24 protein-coding genes and 1 tRNA gene are annotated in these 25,627 nt (G+C 52.6%); 12 read left to right on the forward strand and 13 right to left on the reverse strand.

The window, feature by feature from the left end; genetic code table 11:
• Positions 1-107 precede the first annotated feature (107 nt).
• Both J4E05_RS08035 and J4E05_RS08040 read right to left on the reverse strand, forming a co-directional pair.
• Complete coding sequence (locus J4E05_RS08035; RefSeq protein WP_349594119.1) at positions 108-1,031, reverse strand: response regulator; 924 nt, start codon at positions 1,029-1,031, stop codon at positions 108-110.
• Positions 1,024-4,359: a hybrid sensor histidine kinase/response regulator gene (locus J4E05_RS08040; protein ID WP_349594122.1), complete on the reverse strand. Its 3,336-nt coding sequence runs from the start codon at positions 4,357-4,359 to the stop codon at positions 1,024-1,026. Before J4E05_RS08040 ends, J4E05_RS08035 begins: the two co-directional genes overlap by 8 nt.
• A gap of 402 nt (positions 4,360-4,761) precedes the next feature.
• Between J4E05_RS08040 and urtA the strand changes: the two genes are divergently transcribed.
• The 7 genes from urtA (at position 4,762) to J4E05_RS08075 (ending at position 11,318) form a co-directional block, all read left to right on the forward strand.
• Complete coding sequence (urtA, locus tag J4E05_RS08045) at positions 4,762-6,021, forward strand: urea ABC transporter substrate-binding protein (RefSeq protein ID WP_085588695.1); 1,260 nt, start codon at positions 4,762-4,764, stop codon at positions 6,019-6,021.
• 98 nt (positions 6,022-6,119) lie between these two features.
• A complete protein-coding gene (urtB, locus tag J4E05_RS08050) occupies positions 6,120-7,046 on the forward strand; it encodes an urea ABC transporter permease subunit UrtB (protein ID WP_349594126.1) in 927 nt (308 codons plus the stop codon).
• Positions 7,047-7,059: 13 nt separating this feature from the next.
• A complete protein-coding gene (urtC, locus tag J4E05_RS08055; RefSeq protein WP_349594129.1) occupies positions 7,060-8,187 on the forward strand; it encodes an urea ABC transporter permease subunit UrtC in 1,128 nt (375 codons plus the stop codon).
• Between the two features lie 12 nt (positions 8,188-8,199).
• Complete coding sequence (urtD, locus tag J4E05_RS08060; RefSeq protein WP_349594132.1) at positions 8,200-8,952, forward strand: urea ABC transporter ATP-binding protein UrtD; 753 nt, start codon at positions 8,200-8,202, stop codon at positions 8,950-8,952.
• Between the two features lie 10 nt (positions 8,953-8,962).
• A complete protein-coding gene (gene urtE, locus J4E05_RS08065) occupies positions 8,963-9,652 on the forward strand; it encodes an urea ABC transporter ATP-binding subunit UrtE (RefSeq protein WP_085588687.1) in 690 nt (229 codons plus the stop codon).
• Between the two features lie 44 nt (positions 9,653-9,696).
• Entirely contained in the window at positions 9,697-10,929 is a 1,233-nt protein-coding gene (fmdA, locus tag J4E05_RS08070) for a formamidase (RefSeq protein WP_085588685.1), read from the forward strand.
• A gap of 47 nt (positions 10,930-10,976) precedes the next feature.
• A complete protein-coding gene (locus J4E05_RS08075) occupies positions 10,977-11,318 on the forward strand; it encodes an FmdB family zinc ribbon protein (RefSeq protein ID WP_085588684.1) in 342 nt (113 codons plus the stop codon).
• Between the two features lie 203 nt (positions 11,319-11,521).
• On the opposite strand, the gene J4E05_RS08080 is transcribed toward J4E05_RS08075, so the two are convergent.
• A tRNA-Leu gene (locus J4E05_RS08080) sits at positions 11,522-11,607 on the reverse strand.
• Positions 11,608-11,811: 204 nt separating this feature from the next.
• Here J4E05_RS08080 and J4E05_RS08085 point away from each other — a divergent pair.
• Both J4E05_RS08085 and J4E05_RS08090 read left to right on the forward strand, forming a co-directional pair.
• Positions 11,812-12,393, forward strand: a complete 582-nt coding sequence (locus tag J4E05_RS08085; RefSeq protein WP_085588682.1) for a YqaA family protein — start codon at positions 11,812-11,814, stop codon at positions 12,391-12,393.
• 37 nt (positions 12,394-12,430) lie between these two features.
• Positions 12,431-12,949 (forward strand): disulfide bond formation protein B, encoded by a 519-nt coding sequence (locus J4E05_RS08090; protein ID WP_349594137.1) that lies wholly within the window; start codon positions 12,431-12,433, stop codon positions 12,947-12,949.
• Positions 12,950-13,159: 210 nt separating this feature from the next.
• Here J4E05_RS08090 and J4E05_RS08095 read toward each other — a convergent pair whose 3' ends face one another.
• Both J4E05_RS08095 and rpmB read right to left on the reverse strand, forming a co-directional pair.
• The gene (locus tag J4E05_RS08095) at positions 13,160-13,726 is read right to left on the reverse strand and encodes an HNH endonuclease (protein ID WP_085588678.1); all 567 of its coding nucleotides are present in this window, start codon (positions 13,724-13,726) and stop codon (positions 13,160-13,162) included.
• Positions 13,727-14,249: 523 nt separating this feature from the next.
• Positions 14,250-14,543 (reverse strand): 50S ribosomal protein L28, encoded by a 294-nt coding sequence (gene rpmB, locus J4E05_RS08100; RefSeq protein WP_085588677.1) that lies wholly within the window; start codon positions 14,541-14,543, stop codon positions 14,250-14,252.
• A 652-nt stretch (positions 14,544-15,195) separates the two neighbouring features.
• Here rpmB and J4E05_RS08105 point away from each other — a divergent pair.
• Positions 15,196-15,384, forward strand: coding sequence for a hypothetical protein (locus tag J4E05_RS08105; RefSeq protein ID WP_085588675.1), 189 nt, complete (start codon positions 15,196-15,198; stop codon positions 15,382-15,384).
• A gap of 122 nt (positions 15,385-15,506) precedes the next feature.
• Here the strand turns inward: J4E05_RS08105 and J4E05_RS08110 are convergent, their stop codons facing one another.
• Positions 15,507-16,121, reverse strand: coding sequence for a glutathione binding-like protein (locus J4E05_RS08110; protein ID WP_349594141.1), 615 nt, complete (start codon positions 16,119-16,121; stop codon positions 15,507-15,509).
• Between the two features lie 195 nt (positions 16,122-16,316).
• Positions 16,317-16,916 (reverse strand): short chain dehydrogenase, encoded by a 600-nt coding sequence (locus J4E05_RS08115; RefSeq protein ID WP_349594144.1) that lies wholly within the window; start codon positions 16,914-16,916, stop codon positions 16,317-16,319.
• A gap of 106 nt (positions 16,917-17,022) precedes the next feature.
• On the opposite strand from J4E05_RS08115, the gene J4E05_RS08120 reads away from it, so the two are divergent.
• On the forward strand, positions 17,023-17,952 hold the full coding sequence (locus J4E05_RS08120; RefSeq protein ID WP_349594146.1) for a LysR family transcriptional regulator: 930 nt from the start codon (positions 17,023-17,025) through the stop codon (positions 17,950-17,952).
• Here J4E05_RS08120 and gluQRS read toward each other — a convergent pair.
• The 4 genes from gluQRS to J4E05_RS08140 all read right to left on the reverse strand — a co-directional run bounded on the left by gluQRS (position 17,944) and on the right by J4E05_RS08140 (position 22,651).
• Positions 17,944-18,783 carry a tRNA glutamyl-Q(34) synthetase GluQRS gene (gluQRS, locus tag J4E05_RS08125; protein WP_349594149.1) on the reverse strand — a complete coding sequence of 280 codons (840 nt, stop codon included), beginning with the start codon at positions 18,781-18,783 and terminating at the stop codon, positions 17,944-17,946. The genes J4E05_RS08120 and gluQRS overlap by 9 nt on opposite strands.
• A gap of 23 nt (positions 18,784-18,806) precedes the next feature.
• Positions 18,807-20,723 carry a cobaltochelatase subunit CobT gene (gene cobT / locus J4E05_RS08130; protein WP_085588665.1) on the reverse strand — a complete coding sequence of 639 codons (1,917 nt, stop codon included), beginning with the start codon at positions 20,721-20,723 and terminating at the stop codon, positions 18,807-18,809.
• Positions 20,724-20,801: 78 nt separating this feature from the next.
• Positions 20,802-21,809 carry a cobaltochelatase subunit CobS gene (gene cobS, locus J4E05_RS08135; RefSeq protein WP_085588663.1) on the reverse strand — a complete coding sequence of 336 codons (1,008 nt, stop codon included), beginning with the start codon at positions 21,807-21,809 and terminating at the stop codon, positions 20,802-20,804.
• Positions 21,810-22,003: 194 nt separating this feature from the next.
• The gene (locus J4E05_RS08140) at positions 22,004-22,651 is read right to left on the reverse strand and encodes a DnaJ domain-containing protein (RefSeq protein WP_085588661.1); all 648 of its coding nucleotides are present in this window, start codon (positions 22,649-22,651) and stop codon (positions 22,004-22,006) included.
• 171 nt (positions 22,652-22,822) lie between these two features.
• Here J4E05_RS08140 and J4E05_RS08145 point away from each other — a divergent pair, with 171 nt between their 5' ends.
• Positions 22,823-23,107, forward strand: a complete 285-nt coding sequence (locus tag J4E05_RS08145; protein WP_085588659.1) for a BolA family protein — start codon at positions 22,823-22,825, stop codon at positions 23,105-23,107.
• 95 nt (positions 23,108-23,202) lie between these two features.
• Here the strand turns inward: J4E05_RS08145 and J4E05_RS08150 are convergent, their stop codons facing one another.
• Together J4E05_RS08150 and J4E05_RS08155 are read right to left on the reverse strand one after the other, a co-directional pair.
• Complete coding sequence (locus tag J4E05_RS08150) at positions 23,203-24,507, reverse strand: transporter substrate-binding domain-containing protein (RefSeq protein WP_349594154.1); 1,305 nt, start codon at positions 24,505-24,507, stop codon at positions 23,203-23,205.
• Between the two features lie 422 nt (positions 24,508-24,929).
• The gene (locus tag J4E05_RS08155) at positions 24,930-25,520 is read right to left on the reverse strand and encodes a DUF2889 domain-containing protein (RefSeq protein WP_349594157.1); all 591 of its coding nucleotides are present in this window, start codon (positions 25,518-25,520) and stop codon (positions 24,930-24,932) included.
• Between the last annotated feature and the right edge of the window lie 107 nt (positions 25,521-25,627).

Here is a 25,627-nt window from a genome sequence, read left to right on the forward strand (position 1 = left end):
GCCCTAGCTCTGGCCCCCATACAACCATCCGCAGGATCGGTTGGAACGCCGTATCGCCTTTTGCGGGCCAGCCCGAAACGCATATATCAAGAACCAAAGTTAAATGATCAGTCCCGCCAAAGCACCCGCACCGACATTGTTGCTGCTGCTGTTCGGTTTTCGACCGCCAGCTTAACAAATATCTGTTCAAGATGTTTGTTCACCGTTCTGGGCGACATATCCAGAATTTCGGCAATTTCCTTGTTCGACTTGCCATGTGTCACCCACAACAAAACCTCGGCCTCCCGGAAAGTCAGGTTAAAGGCGGTTGCCAGTTGCTCCTCGTCCGATCCTTTTTGCCCGTCGATCAAACGGATCAGCTTTTCAGTACCCTCGCCTTCATCAAGAAGCCGAAATTCGATCTCGGCACCATTGCGTGCAAACCGAAAGATGCCGGGCGCAGGATCCGGGCTATCGACACCCCCACTGCCAAAAAGATGGTCGACAATTTCCCACGGCAACCGGGCGGTTTCATCGCACCTTAACCCGGCATAGCGCATCAGTTCACCAGCCTGCGGCGTTGCCCATAAAATTGCCCCTGACAGGTCGCATGCGACAATGCGCCGCCCTGTGGAATCAAGCGCCTTGCGCGCGGAACGCGCCCGGCGGGCATTGGCCAGATGCACCCGAATACGGGCAAATAACTGGTCAAGGATCACGGGTTTGGCAACAAAATCCACCCCGCCAGATGCCAATGCCTTTACAACATGCTCACTTTCGCGAAAGCCGGTCATGAAGATGACAGGAACATCCTCACACCCCTTCTCCGATTTTAATATCCGGCAGGTTTCAAAACCATCTATGCCCGGCATCATCGCATCCATCAAAACAAGGTCCGGAATACAGGCTTCAACCAACCCGAAAGCCTGCCGGCCACTGGTGGCAACCTCCACCTCCATTCCTTCCATGCACAACGCATCCGTCAGCATTGTTAAAGTTTCCGGTGAATCATCGACCACCAAAATACGGGTAGCTACATTCAGGTCAGGCATTTTCCCGTCCGACCTCCTCAATCGCGGCAATGAAATCCTTCAGGCGGAAGGATTTGGTGAGTTTCAGCATATGTTGGCAAAACCTTGCCGTATCGGGCTGTGAAAATTCGATGTCTTTCAAGGTTACTTCAATCGACCGAATAAAACCGATTTGCCCCAACGTCATCAACTGGCGCAACTTTTCGGGAGGGGGTATTTCATGGCTTTCAAAACAAACAGCCGGGATATCGGCCCCGCCGTCCTCATTATCTTCGTACATCCAGGAAAGAGACATCAGACTGGCAAGGTGATCAAACAAATCATCCAGCACGAACGGCTTAACCAGATAGCTGTCATAAAGCTGCTTGTATTCCTGTTTGGTTCGCTCGCCGCCGGCATCGGCCGATAACATCAAAATCGGCACCTTGAAATCCATGCCCTGCCGAACCCGTCTGGCAACCTCCCACCCCGAAAGGCCCGGCATGGCGATATCAAGAATAATCAAATCGGGCCGGTTCAATGCGATTGCCGACAAGCAGGCATGCCCGTCAGTTGTCAGCACAACGTTAAATCCCAACGGAAGAAGGGTATCTTCCAGCAGCGCCCGCTGATCGGCGTCATCGTCGGCAACCAGTATGGTTCGGGGCGGTCCGGCGTATCCGGCAATGGCCTGATACGGACGCACTTTTTTATCGGGCTCCCCCGTCGAGGATAACATCAACCGAATGGTAAAACGCGTTCCCTTGCCCGCCTCGCTTTTTACGGCAAGGTCACCGCCCATAATTTCAACCAGTAACTTGGTAATCGTCAGCCCAAGCCCGGTTCCCGGGGTTTGTTGCATACCAACAGGCTGTTCCGCGCGTTCAAACGGTAGGAAAATGCGTTCGATATCTTCCTGGGCAATGCCAATGCCCGTATCACGAATTTCAAATGTAGCAATTTGATTACTATAACTGACAGAAAAACCAACTGTGCCCCGATGGGTAAATTTAATCGCATTCGACAGCAAATTAATCAAAACCTGGCGCAAGCGTTTTTCATCGGTATAAACATAAGACGGTATCGCCGATATCGGCTGAAAATCAAAAGCGATGCCTTTGCTTTGCGCCATCAGGGTAAACATATCGACGATCTGGTCTAAAAACGGGCGTAACGCCGTTTTATAACGATAAATATCCAGGCGCCCGGCCTCGATTTTGGAAATATCGAGCAAACCCTCAATCATGTCGGCCAGATGTTCACCGCTGCGTTTAATTGTTTGCGCCGCATTATGGATATAGGGGGGCTGCCCGCCCGATTTACGTTCCAGTAACTGGGCATATCCCAAAATGGCACTTAATGGTGTGCGCAATTCATGGCTAAGCCCCACCATGTAACGGCTTTTTGCCAGATTTGCAGACTCGGCAGCTTCCTTGGCCTGCTTTAACTGGCGGTCGGTTTCGTTATGGGCGGCAATTTCATCCATTAAAAGGCCGGTATGGCGGCGGGCTTCTTCTTCGGCAAAGCGACGGTTTTCCTGCGCCAGAACAAACAGCCAGACCACAATGCCGGAAATAACAAAAATAATGACAAACAGTTTGGTCAGGGTCAGTTCGATCAAATCTGTCGAATTTCGCGCATCCAGTCGCGTTTCAAAATAAATCAGCCAAAAAACAAGGCCCAGAACCCCGGTAACGGTTAGCAACATTCCCAGATAATGGGCAATCCGTGTATTAACCCATTTGCCAACACCGGCCGAAAAATGGGTTGTGGCAAAGGTTCGCAATTGCCCGGAAAACCGGCCATGGGGTTTGCACATGTCATGGCAGCGCGAATCAAGCGAACAACATAACGAACAGATTGCGCCCGAATAGGCCGGGCAATAGGCCATGTCTTCGCGATCAAACTGATGTTCACAAATACAGCAGGCTTCGGTTTCACCAATGGCCCAGTCGCTTGCTGTGCTGCGCGCAAGATAATACCGGCTTTTGGTCAGCACCGCGATTACAGGCCCCAGCGCAAACGCCGATATCAGTGCCACATAGGAATACAGCTTTGATACCGTTTCGCCAAACAGCCCCGAATAGGCCAGCAGGGCCAGTAAAATGGCGATGCTCATGGCACCACACCCCACCGGGTTTACATCGTAAAGATGGGCGCGTTTAAATTCGATATGGCGGGGGGCAAGGCCAAGTGGCTTGTTGATCACAAGGTTGGAAACGATGCACGCCATCCAGGCAACCGCCGCAATCGAATACAAACCCAAAATATGTTCGAATGCCCGATAGACGCCAAACTCCATTAACAACAGGCCGATCAGCACATTAAAAACCAGCCAGACAACACGTCCCGGATGACTATGCGTCAAACGGGAAAAGAAATTCGACCAGGCAATAGACCCGGCATAACTGTTGGTGACATTGATTTTAAGCTGGCAAATCACCACAAAAATGCCGGTCAGGCCAAGGGCAAGTTCCGGCGATGCCAGCATCTTTTGAAAAACATTCAGATACATGCGCGTAGGGTCGGCGGCATCCGCAAAGGTGACGCCGCCCTGAAAGGCAAAAAATGCCAGAAACGACCCTGCCAGTATTTTAAGCGCGCCGATTACGATCCAGCCCGGCCCGGCGCTAAGCATTGCGGTCCACCATGCCAGGCGGTTTTGATGGTCCTTGCGCGGCAGGAACCGCAAAAAATCTACCTGTTCGCCAATCTGTGCGACCAGCGAAAACAAAACCGCCGATGCCGCCCCGAACGGCGCAATCGCAAACGACCCGTCAATCGGCCCGAACAAGCCGGTATAGCCCGTCCATTGGCGCACACTTTCGTGGCTGTTAAGGGCGACAAAAACAAAAGGGGCAATTTGTAGAACCACCCAAAAAGGCTGCGTCCATGCCTGAAATTTGCTGATAAATGTTACGCCATGCGTCACCAGCGGGATAATCACCAGCGCACTAAGAATATAGCCCAGCGACACCGGAATACCGGCACACAGTTGCAGGGCCGTTGCGACAATCGCGGCTTCAATGGCGAAAAAGATAAAGGTGAAACTGGCATAAATCAGTGATGTGATAGTCGATCCGATATAGCCAAACCCGGCCCCGCGGCTAAGCAGGTCAATATCCACCCCGAATTTCGCCGCGTTATAGGAAATCGGAACGCCCATCAGGAAAATAATAATTGCGGCAACAACAATCGCGCTGATTGCATTTTGAAACCCGTAATTTAACGTAATCGAACCGCCAATCGCCTCAAGGGCTAAAAAAGACACAGCGCCGATCGCCGTATTGGCAATACGCCAGCTTGAAAACCGCCTTACCTTGTAGGCGGTAAAACGTAACGCATAATCTTCAAGGGTCTGGTTCGCCACCCAGCGGTTATAGGTCCGCCTGATACGTGGAATCCTGATTGTTGTTCCCAATGCCTTTTACCCGCCCTGCTTTTTGCAAATGCGAAATTTAAGCGTTCGCGTTGTGACACATCCGCAAAAATCCCCGCACACATCCCTGATCAATCGACTTGTGAATGATTTTTTATCATTATTTTCATTCAAACAATCATGACCGAAAAACAGGAAAATCAACAGCTTTACCGCCATAGCTGATCTCTCATTTTTCAATACAAGACCATGGTAGGGGTAAAATGCCCCATGGCATATACGTCAAATGCCCGATTGTTGCGTTGCAAAAATTCTGACGAACTAAGCCGCAGTTGGCACGCAGATAAGCCAGCACTGCTTAAAAAAAATCATATGTCAGAATGAGGCTTCGCAATGAGACAGAAAACGATCTCTCCATTTTCCATTACACGCAGGGCGTTACTGGCCGGTATCGCGGTTCTTCCCGCCCTTAGCTTTGCATCGGCACCGCTTCGGGCACAGGAAGTTGCAACCGCTGATGCCAACACCACCGGCCTGGCCGTTACCGATGATACGGTGAAAGTGGGTATCCTGCATTCGATTACCGGCACCATGGCAATTAGCGAAACCGGATCGGTCGAAGCAGAAAAACTTGCCATCGACCAGATCAACGCGGCAGGCGGCGTTCTGGGCCGCAAGATCGAATATATCCAGGAAGACGGTGCGTCAGACTGGCCGACCTTTGCAGAAAAAGCCAAAAAACTGCTGGTAGAAGATAAAACCGCCGCCGTTTTCGGCTGCTGGACATCGGCATCGCGCAAGGCTGTTTTGCCTGTGTTCGAACAATATAACGGCATGCTGTATTACCCGACCTTCTATGAAGGCCTGGAAGAATCGCCAAACGTGATTTACACCGGCCAGGAAGCCACCCAGCAAATTATCGCCGGGATCGACTGGGTGGTGCGTGAAAAGGGTGCAAAATCGTTTTATCTGCTGGGGTCGGATTACATCTGGCCGCGTACGGCCAATAAAATCGCCCGCAAGCACATCGAAAAACTGGGCCTGAAAGTTTCCGGCGAGGAATATTACCCGCTGGGTCATACCCAGTTCAATTCCGTGATCAACAAGATCAAGCTTAAAAAGCCTGATGTTATTTACGCCATCGTCGTTGGTGGCTCCAACGTTGCCTTTTACAAACAGCTAAAAGCAGCCGGTATCGACATGGCGAAAGAAAAACCGCTGCTGCTGACCATTTCCGTTACCGAGGATGAAGTTCTTGGCATTGGCGGCGAAAACATCGCGGGTGCTTATGCCTCGATGAAATATTTCGAAAGCCTGCCCAATGATAACAACAAGGCTTTCGTTGCCGCATTCAAGGAAAAATGGGGCGCTGACAGCGTAATTGGCGACGTAACCCAGGCCGCCTATCTTGGCCCGTGGCTGTGGAAAGCTGCTGTTGAAAAAGCAGGCAGCTTTGACATCGACAAGGTCCGCGCCGCATCGCCAGGCATCGAACTTACCACTGCCCCAGAAGGGTACGTTCGTATCCATGAAAACCATCACCTGTGGTCGCGCACCCGCATTGGTCACGCCCGTGATGATGGCCAGTTTGACGTCGTTTTTGAAACCAAAGACCTGATCGAGCCCAATCCGTTCCCGGAAGGCTACCAGTAAGTTCCTGGTTTGCACCACGCCATCCCGGTTTCTTTGCCGGGGTGGCATCCCCTTTCGGATGATTGTTCATCCCAACAGGTAATCATGGTGAGGCGACAATGATCGGCGATTACACTTACACCGAATTTACATCCATTCTGGCCATGCAGGGCTTTGCCGGGCTGACGCTGTTTTCCGTTTTCGTTTTGATGGCGCTGGGTCTGGCAATCATTTTCGGCCAGATGGGCGTTATCAATATGGCCCACGGCGAATTTATGATCCTTGGCGCCTATGTGACCTATCTTTGCTCACAATTTTTCAGCGAATATCTGCCATCGCTGTTTTCGATCTATTTTTTCTTCGCGATGATCCTGGCCTTTGCCGCGTCGTTCCTGTTGGGAATGCTGGTGGAATGGGGATTGATCCGCTTTTTATATCGCCGCCCGCTCGACACCCTTTTGGCAACCTGGGGCTTGTCGCTGATCCTGCAACAGGCCTATCGATCAATCTTTGGGGCGCGCGAAGTGGGCGTCACCCTGCCCGACTGGTTAATGGGTTCCATCGCCCTGACCGACATCATCGAAATTCCGATCAATGGCCTGTTTGTTATGGGCCTAACCATCCTGATCACCCTTGGTGTGTATTTTGCCATGTTCCGATCGACCTGGGGCAAAAGCATGCGGGCCGTTGTACAAAACCGCACCATGGCCGGGGCCGTTGGCATTAACACCAAAATGGTGGACCGCATGACCTTTGGCCTTGGTTGCGGTATCGCCGGTATTGCCGGGTCGGCCTTTACCATGATCGGCTCCACCGGCCCCACCGCCGGACAGCTTTATATCGTCGATACCTTCCTGATCGTTGTTTTCGGCGGGGCAGGCAGCCTGATTGGCACAATTGCATCGGCATTTTCAATCTCGCAGGCGCAATCCACCATCGAATTTTTCCTCAGCGGATCAATGGCCAAGGTTCTGACCCTTCTGACCGTTGTCGGCATTCTGATGCTGCGCCCGCAGGGCCTGTTCACCCTTAAGATCCGTCGTTGAGGAGGATATAAAAATGTCTCCTGCATTGTTCCTGTTTCGCAAGCGTGAATGGATATCCTTTGCCATTCTGGCCTTCATTCTTGTCGTTGTTTTCCCAACATTATTCGACAATTTCCGCCTTAATCTGATTGGCAAATACCTGACCTACAGCTTTGTTGCGCTGGGGCTGGTGTTGTGCTGGGGATATGGCGGTATCCTTAGCCTGGGTCAGGGCATTTTCTTTGGTCTGGGCGGATATTGCATGGCGATGTTCCTGAAGCTGGAAGCCTCAACGCCCGAAGCAACCGCCATTCAGTCCACACCGGGCATTCCCGATTTTATGGACTGGAACCAGTTAACATCGCTGCCTTTCTGGTGGCAGCCCTTCCATTCCTTTACCTTTACCCTGTTTGCCACCATTGCTGTCCCTGTCGCGCTGGCCTTTATCATCAGTGTTGCCATGTTCAAACGCCGGGTTGGCGGGGTTTATTTTGCCATCATCACCCAGGCCATCGCCGCCATTTTGACCATTCTGATCATTGGGCAGCAAGGTTATACCGGCGGGGTTAACGGTATTACCGATTTACGAACCTTGCTGGGCTGGGATATCCGCAGCGACCATGCCAGGTACGTTTTCTATTTTATCTGTGTTGCCCTGTTGCTGGCATCCTTGCTTCTGGCCCAGTTTGTGCGGGTTTCAAAGTTCGGCCGCCTGTTAATCGCCATGCGCGACAAGGAAGACCGGGTTCGGTTTTCGGGCTATGACGTTGCCAATTTCAAGATTTTCATTTTCTGTCTCTCTGCGGCCCTTTCGGCCATTGGCGGGGCGATGTTTACCCTTCAGGTCGGCTTCATGTCGCCGTCCTTTGTCGGCATCGTGCCCTCGATTGAAATGGTGATTTTCTGTGCGGTCGGCGGGCGCCTGTCAATTTTCGGCGCAGTCTATGGGGCGTTACTGGTTAATGCCGCGAAAACATCGCTGTCAGAAACCTTTCCTGAACTGTGGCTGTTTGCCATGGGTGGCTTGTTTATCGCCGTTGTCATGGTGTTCCCCGAAGGGGTCGCCGGGCTATTTCGCCAGCATGTCGAACCCCTGATCACGCGTGGTATTTCACTTGTGCGGATTGGCAAGGTTCGCAAACCCCGCCCGGCTGCGGAATAAAGGAAGATCATCATGGATGTTGTACAACCCAAGGATTTTCTGCTCAGCATCGAGGGATTATCGGTTTCCTTTGATGGTTTTAAAGCCGTCAATGACCTGTCGCTTTATGTCGAGGAAAATGAAATTCGCGTCATTATCGGCCCGAACGGTGCCGGTAAAACCACCGTACTTGACCTGATTTGCGGCAGAACACGGGCGAGCGAAGGGTCGATCCGGTTCCGTGGCACGGAATTAACCAAACTGCGCGAGCATGAAATTGTCCATGCCGGTGTGGGCCGCAAATTTCAAAATCCGTCCATTTACGAAGACCTGACGGTATTTGAAAACCTGGAACTGTCCTTTCCGCGCGGGCGCAGTGTACTCGGTGCCCTGGCCTTTCGCCGCGACGCCGAAGTTATCAACCGGGTCGAGGAAATTGCCGAGATGATTTTCCTTAAAGATCATCTTGAAACCGATGCCGCCATTCTCAGCCACGGCCAGAAACAATGGCTTGAGATTGGCATGCTCCTCATCCAAAGCCCGGAACTTTTGATGCTTGATGAACCTGTTGCCGGCATGAGCGTGTCTGAGCGGATTAAAACAGCTGAGCTTCTAAACACCATCATCCAGAAACATTCCGTCATCGTCATCGAACACGACATGAAATTCGTCGAGGACATCGCCCATCGCGTGACGGTGCTGCATCAGGGCCAGGTTCTTTCCGAAGGGTCGATGGAGCGGGTCAAAAATGATCCCAAAGTCGTTGAAGTCTATCTTGGTCACTAGGGAGACTGTCATGTTATCGATCGATAAACTTCACGTTGCCTACGGCCAGAGCGAAGTGATCAGCAACCTGTCACTTGATGTCACATCGGGTGAAATTGTTGCCATCATGGGCCGCAACGGCATGGGTAAAACCACCTTGATGAAATCGCTGATCGGCATCATCCCGTCACGCGGCGGCGCCATTAAAATTGGCGCAACCGCAATCGAAGGGCTTGAAAGCTATCAGCGGGTCGCAAGCGGCCTTGCCTATGTGCCACAGGGCCGCATGATTTTTCCAACCTTAACAGTTCGCGAAAACATCGAAACGGGACTGACGGTGACCGGCCAGAAAACGGTGCCGCCGCTGATCTACGAACTGTTTCCGGTTCTTTTGGAAATGAAAGACCGACGCGGCGGCAACCTCTCAGGCGGGCAGCAACAACAGCTTGCCATTGCCCGTGCGCTCGCCTCCAACCCCAAAGTCCTGCTGCTTGATGAACCCACCGAGGGCATTCAGCCCTCCATCATCAAGGAAATTGCCCGCACCCTTTGCCGTATCCGCGACGAAATGGGTCTGTCGATTGTCGTATCCGAACAGGTCCTCAGCTTCGCGCTCGACATGGCAGACCGGGTGCTGGTGATCGAAAAGGGCGAATTTGTTCACGAAAGTCCGCGTGCGGGCATCGATGAAAAGAAAGTCTCGGCATTTCTGTCAGTCTGACCGGGGCACATGCAAAACCACATTCCATATCAGGGAGTTTTATTATGGTTGATACGCTTATCAAGGTAGATCTTTCCGAATCCCCTTATACCAACGAAAAAATCCATAACCGCTGGCACCCCGACATTCCGATGGCGTGCTGGGTTGAACCGGGCGACGATTTCCGTGTTGAAACCTATGACTGGACCGGCGGACAGATCAAAAACAACGATGATGCCGCCGATGTGCGCGACGTCGATCTGTCACAGGTTCATTTCCTATCTGGCCCGATCGGGGTTAAAGGCGCGCAACCGGGCGACCTGCTGGAAGTCGAAATTCTTGATATCGGCACGTTCGATAACAGCCTGTGGGGCTTTAACGGTTTTTTCTCCAAGCAAAACGGCGGCGGCTTTCTGACCGAACATTTCCCCGAAGCGCAAAAGTCGATCTGGGATTTTCACGGCATGTTCACAAGTTCGCGCCACGTTCCCGGTGTTAAATATGCCGGGTTGATCCACCCGGGTCTGATCGGCTGTTTGCCGGATCGCAAAATGCTGGATACCTGGAACACCCGCGAAAAAGCCCTGGTCGATACCGACCCGCACCGTATTCCCGAACTTGCCACCCTGCCCAATGGCGGCCCAACCGCCCATATGGGCAGCCTGAAAGGCGACGAACGCGACAAAGCCGCCGCCGAAGGCGCGCGCACCGTGCCGCCGCGCGAACATGGCGGCAACTGCGACATCAAAGACCTGTCACGCGGGGCCAAGGTTTATTTCCCGGTTTACATTGATGGTGCCGGTCTTTCGATGGGCGACCTTCACTTCAGCCAGGGCGACGGTGAAATCACCTTCTGCGGGGCCATTGAAATGGCAGGGTGGCTGCATATCAAGGTATCGCTGCTCAAAGACGGGATGAAAAAATACGGCGTTAAAAACCCGATCTTCAAACCATCCCCCATCGTTCCGAAATATGACGACTACCTGATTTTTGAAGGCATTTCCGTCGATGAACAGGGCAAACAGCACTATCTTGATGTGCATATTGCCTATCGTCAGGCCTGCCTGAATGCCATCGAATACCTTAAAAAGTTCGGTTATACCGGCGCGCAGGCCTACGCCATTCTGGGGACAGCCCCGGTACAGGGGCATATTTCCGGTGTGGTCGATATTCCAAATGCCTGTGCAACCCTGTGGTTGCCGACCGACATTTTTGAATTTGATATCATGCCAGGTGCCGATGGCCCGACCAAATACCTGGATGGCAAAATCGATGTTCCCCTGGCACCTGACCTTTAGGCCCACAGGTAACATCCATTATTGAACCCCGTTGAGGGAAAAATGCCATGCCATATTATGATTACGAATGCACATCCTGCGGGCCATTTACAGAAGTACGGCCCATGGCCCAGTCTGCAGCCCCCTGCACCTGCCCCGATTGCGGGCAAATGGCGCCGCGCGCCATTCTGACTGTGCCAAACTATGCCATGATGGATGCAGGCAAACGCCATGCTTCGTTCACCAACGAACGGGCATCACACGAACCCAAAAGCAGCAAACAACACACAAGCGGGCACGGCCCGGGTTGTTCGTGTTGTGGCGGGGGCAAAAAGAAATCAAAGGCGATCTATCGCCCCGATGGCAGCAAAACATTTCCATCGGCCCGCCCCTGGATGATCAGCCACTGATCACCGGTAAATAAGCAACAACGTTTTAAAGGGGTGTGTCAAAGCACCCCTTTTTGTTTGTGCCCCATGGCATAAAAAACCGCGGGTACCGGAATGACGAAACTGCCGCTGGAATGCTGTTTGCTATCCGTTGGTAAACCGGGAAAGTTAACATATGCCAGATACGACAAAACCCAACCTGATAAGGCTGGGTTTTAAAGTGATGGTGCCCCCGGGGAGAATCGAACTCCCACTCACAAAGTGAAACAGATTTTGAGTCTGCCGCGTCTACCAATTCCGCCACAGGGGCAGCAAGGCGCTATATGCGCCGTCCATCGTGGTGGCGGATAATAGCGAGAAATTTGCGCGGGTCAATGGGGCTTTTTTTAAAAAATCATGTAAATCACGTTTGTGTTAGAAAGCATTGCGGCATGGACGCAAATGGAGTTACATCGCATCACGTTTTCATAATTTACTGGCCGGTTTGCGGCCTTGAAATCAAAGGTCGCAACAGGTGCTTCGCAAACTTTATGACTGGACCCTTAGCCTGGCATCGCATCGCCATGCCGCAATAGCGTTATTTGTCATTGCCTTTGTCGAAAGCTCGTTTTTTCCGATCCCGCCCGACATCCTGCTGATCCCCATGATTTTGGCAGCGCGCAGCAAGGCATGGCGCTTTGCGGCAATTTGTATGGCCGGGTCGGTACTCGGCGGTATGGCGGGTTATGCCATTGGCCACTTCCTGTTTGACAGCATCGGGCAACCGGTTCTGAATTTTTATGGATATGGTGCCAGGTTCGACCAATTCCGCGACTATTATAACGAATGGGGTGCCTGGGCCGTTTTCATCGCCGGCGTTACTCCCTTCCCCTATAAAGTCATTACCATTCTGTCCGGTGTGACCGGTCTGGACCCTGTTATTTTCACGGTGGCGTCGATATTGGCACGCGGCATCCGTTTTTTCCTGATCGCAGGACTGATCTGGAAATTCGGCCCGCCCATTCGCGATTTTATTGAAAAACGCCTGGGCCTTGTCTTTACCATTTTCATTGCTGGTTTGATCGGGGGTTTTGTCGCCATCAAATATCTGATCTGAAACCAGCATTCCCACCCCGCGTCATGGATGGAGCCTCATGGGATCTTCATATTCTCGCCGTCGCAAACCATCGGCACTGCCTGCCCTGTTCATCTTTCTGGTTTCCGCAGGCAGCCTCGGCTTTGCGTTCTACGCGCAGTATATTCAAAAATTTCTGCCCTGTTTGTTATGCCTGTATCAGCGCGTTCCCTATTATAGCGTCCTGGGCCTTGCCCTGGTTTCGTTATTGTTTTTGCGTCAGCCCGGTATTTCGCGCACCCTGATTTATCTATGCGGCCTGGCCTTTGCCATTGGTGCAGGCATTGCATTTTATCATGTCGGGGTTCAGGAATTGTGGTGGGATGGCCCGGAAATGTGTGGTGGCCTGCAAAGCGGTGCCAACAACATTGCCGACCTGAAAGCACAATTGCTGGCGCAGCCCATCGTGCGGTGCGACAAAATTGAATGGAAGCTGTTTGGCATCACCATGCCCACGGTCAATCTGTTCTTCTCTATCGCCATGGCTGTTTTCTGCCTGATGGCGCCGAGCAGCAAGATGATGCGGACCCATAACTGACAAACAGCTGTCTTTACGCACCAAGCACCCAAAAACCGCCTGCAAAGAACACCCTGTACACCGCGCATAGCTTCGCATCAGGGGTGGAACCAACAAACAAAGCCGACGCTTTTAAAATGCGTCGGCTTTGTTGTTTATGTGCGCAAAACCCGACCCTGAGATGCCAGAACATGCTGCATAGTGACCAGGACGGCATTAAAGAACGCGGGTTTAAAAGTCGTAATCCAGTTCGGTATCCCAGTATAAAAAATCCCGCCAACTTTCATGAAGATAGTTTGGCGGGAAAGATCGTCCGATAACCTGCAATTGCTGCATCGAGGGTTGATCGGGCCGCCTGCGCAAATGCAATCCGGCTTCCTTTACCGATCGGCTGCCCTTATGCAAATTGCAATTGCCACAGGCCGCAACAATATTGGTCCAGTTGGTGCGCCCCCCTTTTGAACGGGGCACAACATGATCGAAGGTTAAATCATTAACTGGCAAACGATCGCCGCAATACTGACAACTGAAACGGTCGCGTAAGAAAACATTAAAACGCGTGAAGGCAGGTGTGCTTTTAATCGGCACATATTCCTTTAATGAAATCACGCTGGGCAATTTCATTTTAAAAGAAGGCGAGCGCACCTCGCGGTCATATTCAGACAGAACATTAACCCGATCAAGGAACACAGCCTTTAGCGTATCCTGCCATGGCCACAAAGATAGCGGAAAGTAGCTTAACGGGCGAAAATCCGCGTTAAGAACAAGGGCCGGACACGTATTGGGCGATAGAAACATTTCATCCGCTCCGCCGTGTTTACAGAGTCGTACCGCCTGTCTAGCATCTTCGTCACGCGGGGCTGATGAACATCGTGTGACGTTTTACATCCGGGTGGTAACGCACGCATAAATCACTGATTGAGAAAAGTATAAACGTTTTTCCCAAAAGCGCAAATCGACAAATGGACCGAGTCGCGGCACCGCAGCGAAACCCGCATTTCCCCCCTGCTGACGAGCACCATGCCCCATCACTGATTTTCGATAATTGCCTTAATCGCACCGCTGGCTGACAGCAAAAGGAGGCAAGAAAACCAAACTACAGTAATCAAACATGCCCCTTACCCTTACCCTTACCCTTACCCTGCCCATCGCCAAACAGCACGCACAAACCAGGCCGCGTATGCACACACGATGCCGATATCCTGAAACGCAAAACAGCCGGAACACAGGGTTCCGGCTGTTGGCGGCCTTTCGGCAAATTTCAAAAAAGCAAAAGGCCCGTCAGAAACGGGCCTTCATACTTTATCAAAGCAAGGTTGCCTTAGGCAGCTTTTGCTTCAGCAGCTTTAACGATCTGACGCTTAACTTTAAGCAAATCAACATCCAGCTTTGTATTCGCGGTGCCGATCAGATATGCATCCAGGCCACCACGTTTTTCGATGGTGCGGATTGCATTGGTGGTCAGACGCATGCGAACCGAACGGCCGAGCGCTTCGCTCAGCAGCGAGGTCTGCTGCAAGTTCGGAAGAAAACGACGTTTGGTACGATTGTGGGCGTGGCTCACATTCATGCCGACCAAAACGCCTTTGCCGGATACCGGGCAGCGACGTGCCATGACCTGATCTCCTGGTCTAAAATTTCGCAAAAGGACGCTTGGCCTGAACATGCAGGCCCGCGCTTGGAGCCGGGTTAATACTGCCTCAAACCAGTGCCGTCAAGCCTCTTCCACGTATTTCGTCGACATTCGCACCGGAAATATTTGTTTGCGTGCCAGATTGCATTTTTTGGCCCTTTTGGCCGCATTTTGCCCTGCCCGACACGGATTATTCCCGTCATTCTTCGCAAAATCGGGGCATTATTTTTTTTAGCCAGCCCCCAGAACCGCAATTTTATTTGGTCCTGAACCGGGATTCGCAAAACCACAACATTATGATTCACCCGTCCCGGCAAAATACGGCGCGGTTTATGTTTCCAAAGGGCGGCTTATACACGCAAGCAAAGACACCTCATATATATAACGCCCGCCAGCCGGTCAGATGCCTTCTTAAAATTCCTGACACATCTTCACGACGGAGGGTCTGAAACCCGATTGGCACCTTTACATATATTAAGCTGCCAATCCCTTCATCAGGACAAAGACCAGGCAACCAGCCCGCTGCACGGCGTATTGATCCTTGTCAAAACAGTTTTTCATCACCAGTGCTAAGGTAATGCAGATTTTAAGGAGCCTGTCCGCGACAGGCCCGCGCTTGGGGAGCAATGCTTACATGAAAACCGATTCCAAAGTTGCCTTGCCGTTAATCGGCATTTTGCTGGTCGCCGTTATCGGCCTGGTACTGTATCTGAGCGGTTTTGTTCTGGCCGCCCTTGGCATTTCCATTGCCTCGGCATGGATTTACGTAGCCCTGGCGCTGGTTCCGGTTGCGTTTCTGGTGTTGCTGGATTTCAGCCGTTAAACCAGCACCCACGCAATCAACCCATTATAAAGCAGCCTGCCGACTTCCCGGCAGGCTGCTTTTTTATGCAAAAAATCGACAAAGCGGGGAAAAACCCCGTAAAGGCAACATTGCAGAACCGTTTATTCTGCAAGCAAGCCTTCAGCCCGCAAAGCCGCCAAAACAGAAGGGCGGCTGCGCATTCGGTCGCTAAAATCACCGACATGGGGCCAGCGGAATATATTTAGCCCCGATATTCCTGCCCAATTGATGGCAACAAACAAATAGGCATCAGCAACGCTAAACGCGCGGCCCAGTAAATATTTACGGCCATCGGAAAAAAGCGTTTCGTATTTTTCAAATTCAACTGCCAACCTGGCAAGGGCGGCATCGCGCGCGACAATATCGGTTGTTTTTTGATGCAACGGCGCAAACTGAACATGCAATTCGCGTTCAATTTCGGCCAGCAACACATCCATTTCCGCACGACGGGGGGACCCTGGCTCCGGTGAAATGCCGGTTTGCCAAAAAGTATCCGCCACATACGACAATGCAGCTGCGCAATCGGTAATCAGGCGCTGATCGGGAAGTTTAAGGGTCGGTACATTGCCATCAGGATTGATGGAAAGGAAGTTCTCGCCGGTCTCGGTCTTGTTGTTTTTAGGATTAATCCTGACGAGGTTAAAATGCTCCCCCGTTTCTCGCAGTGATATATGAGTCGAGAGTGAGCAAGCCCCCGGCATGTAATACAATATCATCTTGGCACGTCTCTTGGCTTTATACGCGACAACCTGTCCCCCAACAGCCGCCAACTATCGCGCTATAAATGGAATACCAGATGATAAACGCAAGGGTTAGATCCGAAACCACGGCAATTTTACGAAAAAAAACGCGCCCAAAGCCATTTGGGGCGCATTTTCTTCCGATTTAACCAGCTTCACCAACCGCTATCACTAAAAAATCTCGAAAACCTGGCCGGTCTGAAGCCCCTCAACCGACTTTGCATAACCAAGGGCAGCACGTGCCGCAGGAACCGGGTTGTGCCCCCGGAAAAACGGCCCGTACCCTTCCATCGCCTCGCTAATCACACCGGGGCTAACCGCATTTATCCGCAAGCCCGGTTTCATTTCAATCGCCGCTGCGCGAACAAAACTTTCCACCGCACCATTCACCATCGAAGCCGAACTTCCATACCGAATCGGATCTTTGGTCAAAACACCGGTTGTCAGGGTAAATGACGCGGTATCGGCGACATAATCACGCCCGATCAACACCAGGTTTACCTGCCCCATCAGTTTGTCATTAATGCCAATGCGGTATTTTTCATCATCCATTTCGGCAAAATCACCGAAATGCACTTTGCCCGCCGTCGACACAACGGCATCCACGGCACCTACCTTTTTAAAGGCATCCCGGATGCTGGCCGTGTCACAAATATCGATCTGGATATCGCCGCTGGTGCGCCCGGCCGTAATAATATCGTGGCGCGCGCCCAGTTCGGTCGCAACGGCTTTGCCAATCGTGCCCGAGGCACCGACAAGAAGAACCTTCATCGTGCTAATCCTTTTATCTGTTAAAAGACGATGACGAAACCTTCTCACATGTTTATTGGATCGATAATCTGGCAATTTTCAAACACATTGTTTATATAATTAAACAATGAAACAGTATCTAACTGAAATGCACAGCTTTGCCGCCGTTATCGAATATGGCGGGTTTACAGCAGCAGCAAAGGTTTTAAAGGTATCGAAAGGCCTGATCAGCCAGCATGTCACCCGGCTTGAAGAAGCATTGGGAACACAATTGCTGTTTCGCACCACCCGCAAGCTGGAACTGACGGAAACCGGCACAGCCTTTTTAGTTTACTGTCAGCGCCTGGGCGAAAATGCCGAGGCCGGTTTTGAAGCGGTTGAAAGCCTGCGCAAAAACCCGACCGGCACCGTTCGCATCACCGTGCCAGTATCATTTGGCGAGATTTTCCTAAACGACATCATCACCACATTTCAAACCCGCCATTCCGATATCACCATCGAACTGGAGCTGGAAAACCGCTATCGCGATTTAAAATCGGACCCGGTCGATATGGCGATCCGGGCAGGTTTAGCCAGCGACCCCGACCAGGTTGCCATTCCTTTGGGGCAATTATCCGAACTGGTCTGTGCCAGCCCGGCCTATTGGCAAATGACACCGCCCGTCACAACGCCAAACGACCTGCGAAACCATAATTGCATCAATAATTTCCATTACTGCACAGACAATCGATGGCTGTTTTTTGGCGAAGACGGCCCACAATCCATTCTTGTTCGCGGCACCTTGCGCCTTAACCACTATCCCCTTATCCGTAATGCGGCCTGTCAGGGCCTGGGGGTGGCCCGCCTGCCACGCTATATCGCCATGCAGGAAATTAGCGCAGGCAGGCTGGAAACACGCTTAAACGCCTATACATCGCCGCAAAGCCCCATCAGCCTTGTTTATCCCTATCAGGGGGCATTGCCGCTTAAAAACCGCCTGCTGATTGATTTTATCCGCGACTGGTTTTATGCCCGGCCTGATTTGCTGGAAACCGGTAAACGTGCCAGCTTAAAATGACTCAATCCTGGTCAATATATCGGCAACAGAAATACCCCGCTCGCGCATGGATCGCAGGGTTTCGGATTTATCGCGTTTGGCAAACCGTTTGCCATCCGGCCCGGCCAACAATTTATGGTGGTGGTATTCGGGCACGTCATAGCCCAGCAATTCCTGTAACAGGCGGTGCAGGTGGCTGGCAAAAAACAGATCCTCGCCGCGTGTGACCAGCGAAATGCCCTGCAAATGGTCGTCCAGTGTCACCGACACATGATAACTGGTCGGTGTATCCTTGCGGGCCAGGACCACATCGCCAAAAATTTCCGGTGTCGCCACCTGGCGACCTGCGGCGCGGTCATGCCAGTATAACCGCTTACCCACCTGTTTTATGGCCCGCCCCATATCAAGGCGCAGGGCATAGGAATCCCCGGCAGCTATTCGATCCGCACGTTCCGACACACTTAAATGGCGACAGGTGCCTGGGTAAAGTGCCCCATCCGGCCCATGCGGGGCATTGCCAATCCGGGCGATTTCCGCCTGAATTTCCTTACGCGTACAAAAACACGGATAAAGTAAATCCCGATCCGTCAAACGGTCCAGCACCGCCTGATAATCGTTGAAATGTGCGGATTGAACCCGTACCGGCGTTTCCCAGCTCAGGCCCAGCCAGGCAAGGTCTTGATAAATAGCCTCAATATATTCCGGGCGGGCGCGGGTTTGGTCGATATCCTCGATCCGCAATAAAAACCGGCCCTTATCTCCGGCTTTGCGGGCGGCAAACAGGGCCGATGCCGCATGGCCCAAATGCAAATATCCGGTCGGGCTGGGGGCAAAACGGGTGATCTCACCCATTTTACCAGCCCCGTATATTTGTATTACCAGCGATCCTTGTCGCCATGTCCCTTATCCTTGGCCGTATCGGCCGCCACATGGCGCAGCGGGCGTTTGGGGCCACGTTTGGGTTTTTCATCAAACAGATCGGAAAGTTCGCGCAGCATGGTGCCGCCCAGTTCTTCCGGGTCGTTAATCGTCACGGCGTGCTGATAATAGCGCGTTACGTCATGGCCAATACCAATCGCCAGCAATTCCACCGGCGACCGGGTTTGAATCCAGTTGATCACTTCACGCAAATGCCGTTCCAGATAGTTGCCCGAATTCACCGACAGTGTTGAATCATCAACCGGCGCACCATCGGAAATCACCATCAGGATGCGGCGTTGTTCATTGCGCGCCAGCAAGCGTTCATGCGCCCATAACAGGGCTTCACCGTCGATATTTTCCTTTAGCAACCCTTCGCGCAGCATCAAACCAAGGTTTTTGCGTGCCCGGCGCCACGGCGTATCGGCGGCTTTGTAAATAATATGGCGCAAATCGTTCAAGCGGCCCGGTTTGGGTGGTTTGCCCGCCTCAACCCACGCCTCGCGCGATTGCCCGCCTTTCCATTGCCGGGTAGTAAAGCCCAAAATTTCGACCTTCACCCCGCAACGTTCCAGTGTGCGTGCCAGAATATCGGCTGACAGGGCGGCAATGGTAATTGGCCGGCCGCGCATGGAACCGGAATTGTCGATCAGCAGAGTGACGACGGTATCGCGGAAATCGGTATCATGTTCGAGCTTGAACGACAGGGGTGTGGAAGGCATGGCAACGATACGCGCCAGTTTGGCCGCATCAAGAATACCTTCTTCAAGGTCAAAGTCCCATCCCCGGTTTTGCTGTGCCATCAGGCGGCGTTGCAACCGGTTGGCAATGCGCGAAACAACGCTTTGCAAGGCCGCCAACTGCTTGTCCAGCATCGCGCGCAACCGGGCCAGCTCCATGCTTTCGCACAGTTCATCGGCAAAAACGATTTCGTCATATTCGCGCGAGAACGGCTCGTATCCGCGCTCTACCGGTTCGTTGCGGCCATCAAATTCCGGCTGTTCGCCCGGCCCGGCAGGCTGTTCTTCCTGCGATTGTGCCTCAAGCTGCTGGTCGTCAACATCGCCCTCGCCCGCTTCAGCATCGTCAGCGCCGCTTTCCTGCTGCTGATCATCACCGTTCGGGTCGGTTTCGTCGCTGTCGCCCTGCTCGCCGCCCTGGCTTTCCTGTTCGTCATCCGGGGCGTCATCGCCATCTTGCTGGTCCTGATCATCGCCTTCTTCTTCGGGCGGCTCTTCAAGCAAGTCGTCTTCTAACGACAAATGATCCAGCAAACGGCGCATCCCGCGCGAAAACGCTTCCTGATCGTCTAGCATATTACGCAAATCAGAAAGGTCGCTGCCGGCCTTTTCCTCGATCTCGGCGCGCCACAAATCGATCAGGTTCCGGGCGGAATCCGGGGCTTTTTCACCGGTGAACATTTCACGCGCCAACATGCCAATCGCGTCGGCAAAGGGGGCATCTTCACGCGCGGTCAGGCGATGAAAGTTTTTCGCCTTGCAATCGGCATCTTCATGGGCGCGCAGGTTTTTGCGCACACCGGGAAAATAACGCGAGCCAACGGCTTCATAACGGGCGGTTTCCAGGGCTTCGTAAACGGCCTGGGCCTCGGCACTTTCGGGCATGCGTTTTTGATGCAGGGCCGCATCATGATGACGCAACTTTAACGCCCAGCCATCGGCAACACCGCGCAAATCGGCCACTTCATCCTTGGGCAGGGCCTGTTTGGGCATGGGCAGGCGAACATGTTCGCCATAACCACCCGGGCGCCCGCCTTTGACAAAGCCGACCTCCAGATCATTGCGACCGGCCAGCGCGCGAAATGTCGCCGCCGTGCCGCGCAGAAATCCGGAAAGCGCCTCGTCGTTTTTCATCGCTTGCAGTCTCGTATTACTGGGGTTTCGGGCGTTGCATCACAGCTGGCAACGAACCTGAAGTCAGGGATGGTGCGTTTAACGCACCATCACATTGATTGCACTTTGCGGCAGTTCCTCGCCAAAGCAACGCTGGTAATATTCGGCCAGAATAGGCCGCTCTACCTCGTCACAGCGATTAAGGAAGGTCACGCGAAACGCATAGGCCACATCGTTGAAAATTTCAGCGTTTTCAGCCAGCGTAATCACGGTACGCGGGCTCATCACTGTTGAAATATCACCCGAGACAAACCCCTGACGGGTCAGGTTGGCAAGGGCCACCATCGCCTCGATCTTGCTGCGACCTTCGGGATTGTCAAAGCTGGCAACCTTGGCAGCAACAATGTTGGTTTCATCGGCAACCGACAGATAATTCAGCGTCGCAATGATCGACCAGCGGTCCATCTGGGCCTGGTTGATCTGCTGGGTGCCATGATAAAGACCGGTGGTATCGCCCAGGCCAACCGTGTTTGATGTGGCAAACAGGCGGAAAAACGGGTGCGGATGGATTACCTTGTTCTGGTCCAGCAGGGTCAGCTTGCCGTCAACTTCCAAAACACGCTGGATCACGAACATCACATCGGGGCGCCCGGCATCATATTCATCAAAGACCATCGCGACCGGGCGTTTCAGGGCCCAGGGCAAAATGCCTTCGCGAAATTCGGTAATTTGCTTGCCGTCGCGCAGAACGATGGCGTCCTTGCCGATCAGGTCAATACGGCTGATGTGGCTATCAAGGTTCACACGTACGCATGGCCAATTTAGCCGCGATGCCACCTGTTCGATATGGGTTGATTTACCTGTGCCGTGATACCCCTGGATCATCACCCGGCGATTGTGGGCAAAGCCCGCCAAAATCGCCAATGTGGTATCGCGATCAAAACGATAGGTCGAATCACTGGCCGGGACATGTTCGCTGGTCTGGCTGAATGCCGGGACCATCATGTCGGAATCAATCCCGAACGCCTCACGCACGGAAATTTTGGTATCGGGTGCATCCAGCGGATGTTCTGCTGCACCACCGCTCGCTTCGTAACCTTGGCTCATAAGTACTCGCGCATTTTGGGGCCGGTTGGTCCGGCCGAATGTGTCATCTTTGTCATTAATAACGATTAAGCCGCCGCGGACAAAGGAAAGATACCGAAAAATTTCCCTTCATCATAAAAAGCCATGCCATATGCCATCCGCAACGCTGATCCCGGATACATAATAACGCCATATCGACAGGCAAGCTGGCAAACCTAGATCGAAACGCGTGCCTCAAGATCACGGATATAAGTCATCAGGCTTGAATACGCGGCACTGATGGTTTTAAACCGCTCTTCGGCGCGTTTATCCCCGCCATTGGCATCAGGATGATATTTTTTCGAGAGTTGTTTGTATTTGGATTTAAGTTCGTCCTTGGAAAACGGCCAGCCCAGATCCAGCGTTGCCATCGCCATTTGCTGTTCGCGCGGCATTCCCAGCGCCCCGGCCTTGCGGGCGGCTTCTTCCGCATTGCGTTCGCGGCGGTTGGCATTGGGGTCGCCCCCCGGCCCATGATGGGTTTGTTCGCCTTCTTCGTTAAAAAAGCCAAAACCATCGGCAAATTTGAAATCGAACGGTTTTTTCGCCCCGCGAATATGGCCAAACCGCCAGGTCGGGCGTTGCCAATGGGCATCGCGGCGCACATGTTCCTCGATGTCATCGGCCTTCATGCCGCTGAAATAGTCCCAGGATTTGTTGTATTGCCGCACATGCTCCAGACAAAACTGATAATACGTGCTGAGCTTGCGGTCCTTGGGGGCACGAAACTCCCCATGCTCCGCACAGCCAGGCCAATCGCACTCTGGCAAATCGGGCTCGCTAAAATACAACGTCTTGCGTTTGTTTCGTTGCGCTCTGTTCATGGAGGTTTATATGTTCGGAACATTCATGGGACGCAATATCATATGTGCCGATTACGAATGATAAAAGGATTGAAAAAATTTCCGGTGGTTGCTTCGCCACCCAAAAGAACGCCAGAGTTTTGCCAACGGTAAAGCAAACAGGCCATCCTTCCAACAATTAGAGAATGTTACATGCAAGTTGCCCAGCAAATTCGCGATATCATCACGGCCCGGTTTAACCCGGCCAAACTGGAAATTATTGACGATTCTGCCAAACATGCCGGTCATTCCGGTGCCGACCCGCGTGGCGAGTCCCATTTTTCGGTATTGATCGTTGCCGATTGTTTTGACGGCCAAAATCGCGTGAACCGACAACGCATGGTTTATAATGCCCTGGATGACCTGCTTAAAAACCGGGTCCATGCCCTGGCCTTAAAAACAATGTCCCCTGCCGAATGGGCCGACACTGCCAAATAACACCGGCTTCATCGTGTTCAAATAAGGTTGATGCGTAACCCCGGCCCGTTTTGCAAATTACCGCGCCCCTTTGGTGGCGCAGGCAGTGGCAGGTATCAGTCTCTGGTGGACAGGGCCGCGGTTACATCCAGCCCAACTGTCAGGGCCCCTAACACCTCGCCATTTTTCGGGTCTGTCACCGGCATGGTTATTTGCGACAAAAACTTTGATGTCGACGGATCATAATAAATATCGGCGATTTGCACCGGGCTGGCGGCATTATTGCTGAAAATAGCGAATTTGGCTTCGCCCGACTGGTCATAGTTGCTGGTCGGGCTCGACATGCCAACAATCAGCCCGTTCTGATCAAAAATAAAGGCCTCGGCAAAGCGGACGTCCCGATTGCGATAGGCCCGTTGCAAATAGGTGGAAACATCGTTTTGCAAGATATCCGCAGCCAGCCGGGACGCGGTTCCATTGGCACTTGCTTCACGCCATTCCCGGTCCAGGTCCGACACCTTGTCGCGATTGACAACATTCACATGCAAAGGGTCCTGAAATTCGCCCCGGTCGCGCAGGGCATTAATCAATGCAGGTGCCCGCATAATCTGGCGAATTTTCTCAACTTCATCATTCATGATCTGGTCGCGCTCGTGATTTTCAAGTTTGACCACGGCAGGCTCGCAAATATCCAGCGCCCGGTTTAAATTACGCAGGGTTTCCGGGTGCGTTTTGGTATAGGTGCGGGCAAAATACATTACCAGCGGCATATAACTGGCAAAACGTTCGGTGAAATCATCGGCATCGAGCTTTAATTCGTCACGTGCGCGGGCAAAGGATTGCTGATCAATCAACGCAAAATCAACACGGCCCTTTTGCAATAACGCAATCAGCGAGCGCAGGGACGGCACATGGACGACATCCCGATACCCCTGATCAAGCGTCCATTCGGCCTCGTTTGACCCAAGAACAGCCCCAACCGTTACCTTTTGATCGGGATGGGGAACACGCAACTGGCCATCTGTAACACGATGGCGCGAAACCCAAACCCACTTTTCCAATGCCAAAGGCGAGGTCGGCTCGGCGTAACTTGCCATATCGGACGACAGGCGCGACAGGAAAAATCCATCTGCCTGGCCCTTTCGGACCATATCGCGGTTGCGCTGGCGGGGGGCCAGGGTAATGCCGTATTCGATGTCGATTTTTTGAAAAGCACAATCCAGCAAACGCACCGTCGTGCCGGTCAATGCGCCATTATCGAGTTCCTGATAAGGCGGCTGCAAATTAGTCTGAAGTACCAGAAAATGTTTGCCGTTATGGTCCGCTTTGGCACGATGGCATCCTGCCACGCCCACAACGACAATTCCCAAAACGAACAGAACACAGTGCTTTAAGCCCGAACAGAGCGATTTCCCGCACATTTCACGTGTCCGTCGAAAGATACCCACCCGCGCCAAAACCGCCCCCAATAGCAATTCACCCCGCAATACCTATACGATATTGACAAGAAGAGGCAGAAAAACAACCCCTTTAGGGTAGCATGACTAATCTACAGGATAGTAAGCTCAACAAAACCTCATAAAATATGCATCGTCGCCGCGTAAAAAGCCGCCTGCACGTTTCTTTAATCCCTGAAAATTATTCTTTAACGCCCCTGTCGGGGACGGATCGGGCCGAGTCTCGGCAGTGCCCTCGTTAAACAATTAAGGCGGGCGCGTTTATGGGGGAATTAAGGGATAAACCGCTTTGTCATCAGACAGCCGATAGACAAGGAGGCCGCGGTGACAATGTGTATAACTTGAAGTTCTCAACCGTTACCCACATCCATACCCGTATTGTTGCCTCAATTTTCATCCGGGCCGGTATAATTATCAGGTGCAATCCGTTTCACAGCCGCCCCGTCACTGCGCCAGCCATGACAACTGTTTACCAGCGGACTTTGCCGTTTGCGCGACGGGGCCTGCCCGTCTTGTGCCTGGCGTTGCTGTTTTTCTTCGGCTTCGCGGGCACGGATGGGAAAAATGGTTTGAAAAGCCGTGGTTGCCACCGGCCCCATTAATTCGGTCAGGTGCGTACAGCCATATATACCGCCAACACGTTCACGAATTTGGCGCTTAAGGCCGGGGCCAATTTTAAGACCCACCAGTTTTTCATAATTGGGGGCGATTTCACCACAGGCCGCAAAAGGAGCATGATCCGTAACCGCTTCTGCCGCCTTGATCACCATGTCATTGCCAACTGTAATGCGCAGCCACATCTGGTGGATTGGCTCGCCGGGCGGGATTTCACCCCGATCATGGTTGGCAAAACCATAGGTTTTCACATCGGTAATATGTCCTTCAATATCCCACAGGCCATCGGCACGCCGGTAGCCGGTGCAGGTTATTTTTCGGGTATGGATATGCTCTCGCGGGGCGGGCTCTGACAGGGGCATTTCTCTCTCCTTTACGTAAACGTAAAGACAGAACCAGCCTCTGTGTCAACATGGAAACGCACCCCGCCCGGTCAAGTTTGCTTCCTGGGCCGGAAAACGGGCCACAA

The sequence above is a fragment of the Thalassospira sp. NFXS8 genome, assembly GCF_040148805.1.
GTDB lineage: Bacteria > Pseudomonadota > Alphaproteobacteria > Rhodospirillales > Thalassospiraceae > Thalassospira.

Excerpts from the sequence above, each read along its gene's own strand:
- cobT (WP_085588665.1), bottom strand. The coding sequence starts at position 20,723 with ATGAAAAACGACGAGGCGCTTTCCGGATTTCTGCGCGGCACGGCGGCG.
- urtA (WP_085588695.1), top strand. The coding sequence starts at position 4,762 with ATGAGACAGAAAACGATCTCTCCATTTTCCATTACACGCAGGGCGTTA.
- gluQRS (WP_349594149.1), bottom strand. The coding sequence starts at position 18,783 with ATGGGTGAGATCACCCGTTTTGCCCCCAGCCCGACCGGATATTTGCAT.
- J4E05_RS08120 (WP_349594146.1), top strand. The coding sequence starts at position 17,023 with ATGAAACAGTATCTAACTGAAATGCACAGCTTTGCCGCCGTTATCGAA.
- rpmB (WP_085588677.1), bottom strand. The coding sequence starts at position 14,543 with ATGGCACGTCGCTGCCCGGTATCCGGCAAAGGCGTTTTGGTCGGCATG.
- J4E05_RS08105 (WP_085588675.1), top strand. The coding sequence starts at position 15,196 with ATGAAAACCGATTCCAAAGTTGCCTTGCCGTTAATCGGCATTTTGCTG.
- fmdA (WP_085588685.1), top strand. The coding sequence starts at position 9,697 with ATGGTTGATACGCTTATCAAGGTAGATCTTTCCGAATCCCCTTATACC.
- urtC (WP_349594129.1), top strand. The coding sequence starts at position 7,060 with ATGTCTCCTGCATTGTTCCTGTTTCGCAAGCGTGAATGGATATCCTTT.
- J4E05_RS08155 (WP_349594157.1), bottom strand. The coding sequence starts at position 25,520 with ATGCCCCTGTCAGAGCCCGCCCCGCGAGAGCATATCCATACCCGAAAA.
- J4E05_RS08140 (WP_085588661.1), bottom strand. The coding sequence starts at position 22,651 with ATGAACAGAGCGCAACGAAACAAACGCAAGACGTTGTATTTTAGCGAG.
- J4E05_RS08150 (WP_349594154.1), bottom strand. The coding sequence starts at position 24,507 with ATGTGCGGGAAATCGCTCTGTTCGGGCTTAAAGCACTGTGTTCTGTTC.
- J4E05_RS08145 (WP_085588659.1), top strand. The coding sequence starts at position 22,823 with ATGCAAGTTGCCCAGCAAATTCGCGATATCATCACGGCCCGGTTTAAC.
- urtD (WP_349594132.1), top strand. The coding sequence starts at position 8,200 with ATGGATGTTGTACAACCCAAGGATTTTCTGCTCAGCATCGAGGGATTA.
- J4E05_RS08115 (WP_349594144.1), bottom strand. The coding sequence starts at position 16,916 with ATGAAGGTTCTTCTTGTCGGTGCCTCGGGCACGATTGGCAAAGCCGTT.
- J4E05_RS08075 (WP_085588684.1), top strand. The coding sequence starts at position 10,977 with ATGCCATATTATGATTACGAATGCACATCCTGCGGGCCATTTACAGAA.
- urtB (WP_349594126.1), top strand. The coding sequence starts at position 6,120 with ATGATCGGCGATTACACTTACACCGAATTTACATCCATTCTGGCCATG.
- urtE (WP_085588687.1), top strand. The coding sequence starts at position 8,963 with ATGTTATCGATCGATAAACTTCACGTTGCCTACGGCCAGAGCGAAGTG.
- J4E05_RS08090 (WP_349594137.1), top strand. The coding sequence starts at position 12,431 with ATGGGATCTTCATATTCTCGCCGTCGCAAACCATCGGCACTGCCTGCC.
- J4E05_RS08035 (WP_349594119.1), bottom strand. The coding sequence starts at position 1,031 with ATGCCTGACCTGAATGTAGCTACCCGTATTTTGGTGGTCGATGATTCA.
- cobS (WP_085588663.1), bottom strand. The coding sequence starts at position 21,809 with ATGAGCCAAGGTTACGAAGCGAGCGGTGGTGCAGCAGAACATCCGCTG.
- J4E05_RS08110 (WP_349594141.1), bottom strand. The coding sequence starts at position 16,121 with ATGATATTGTATTACATGCCGGGGGCTTGCTCACTCTCGACTCATATA.
- J4E05_RS08095 (WP_085588678.1), bottom strand. The coding sequence starts at position 13,726 with ATGTTTCTATCGCCCAATACGTGTCCGGCCCTTGTTCTTAACGCGGAT.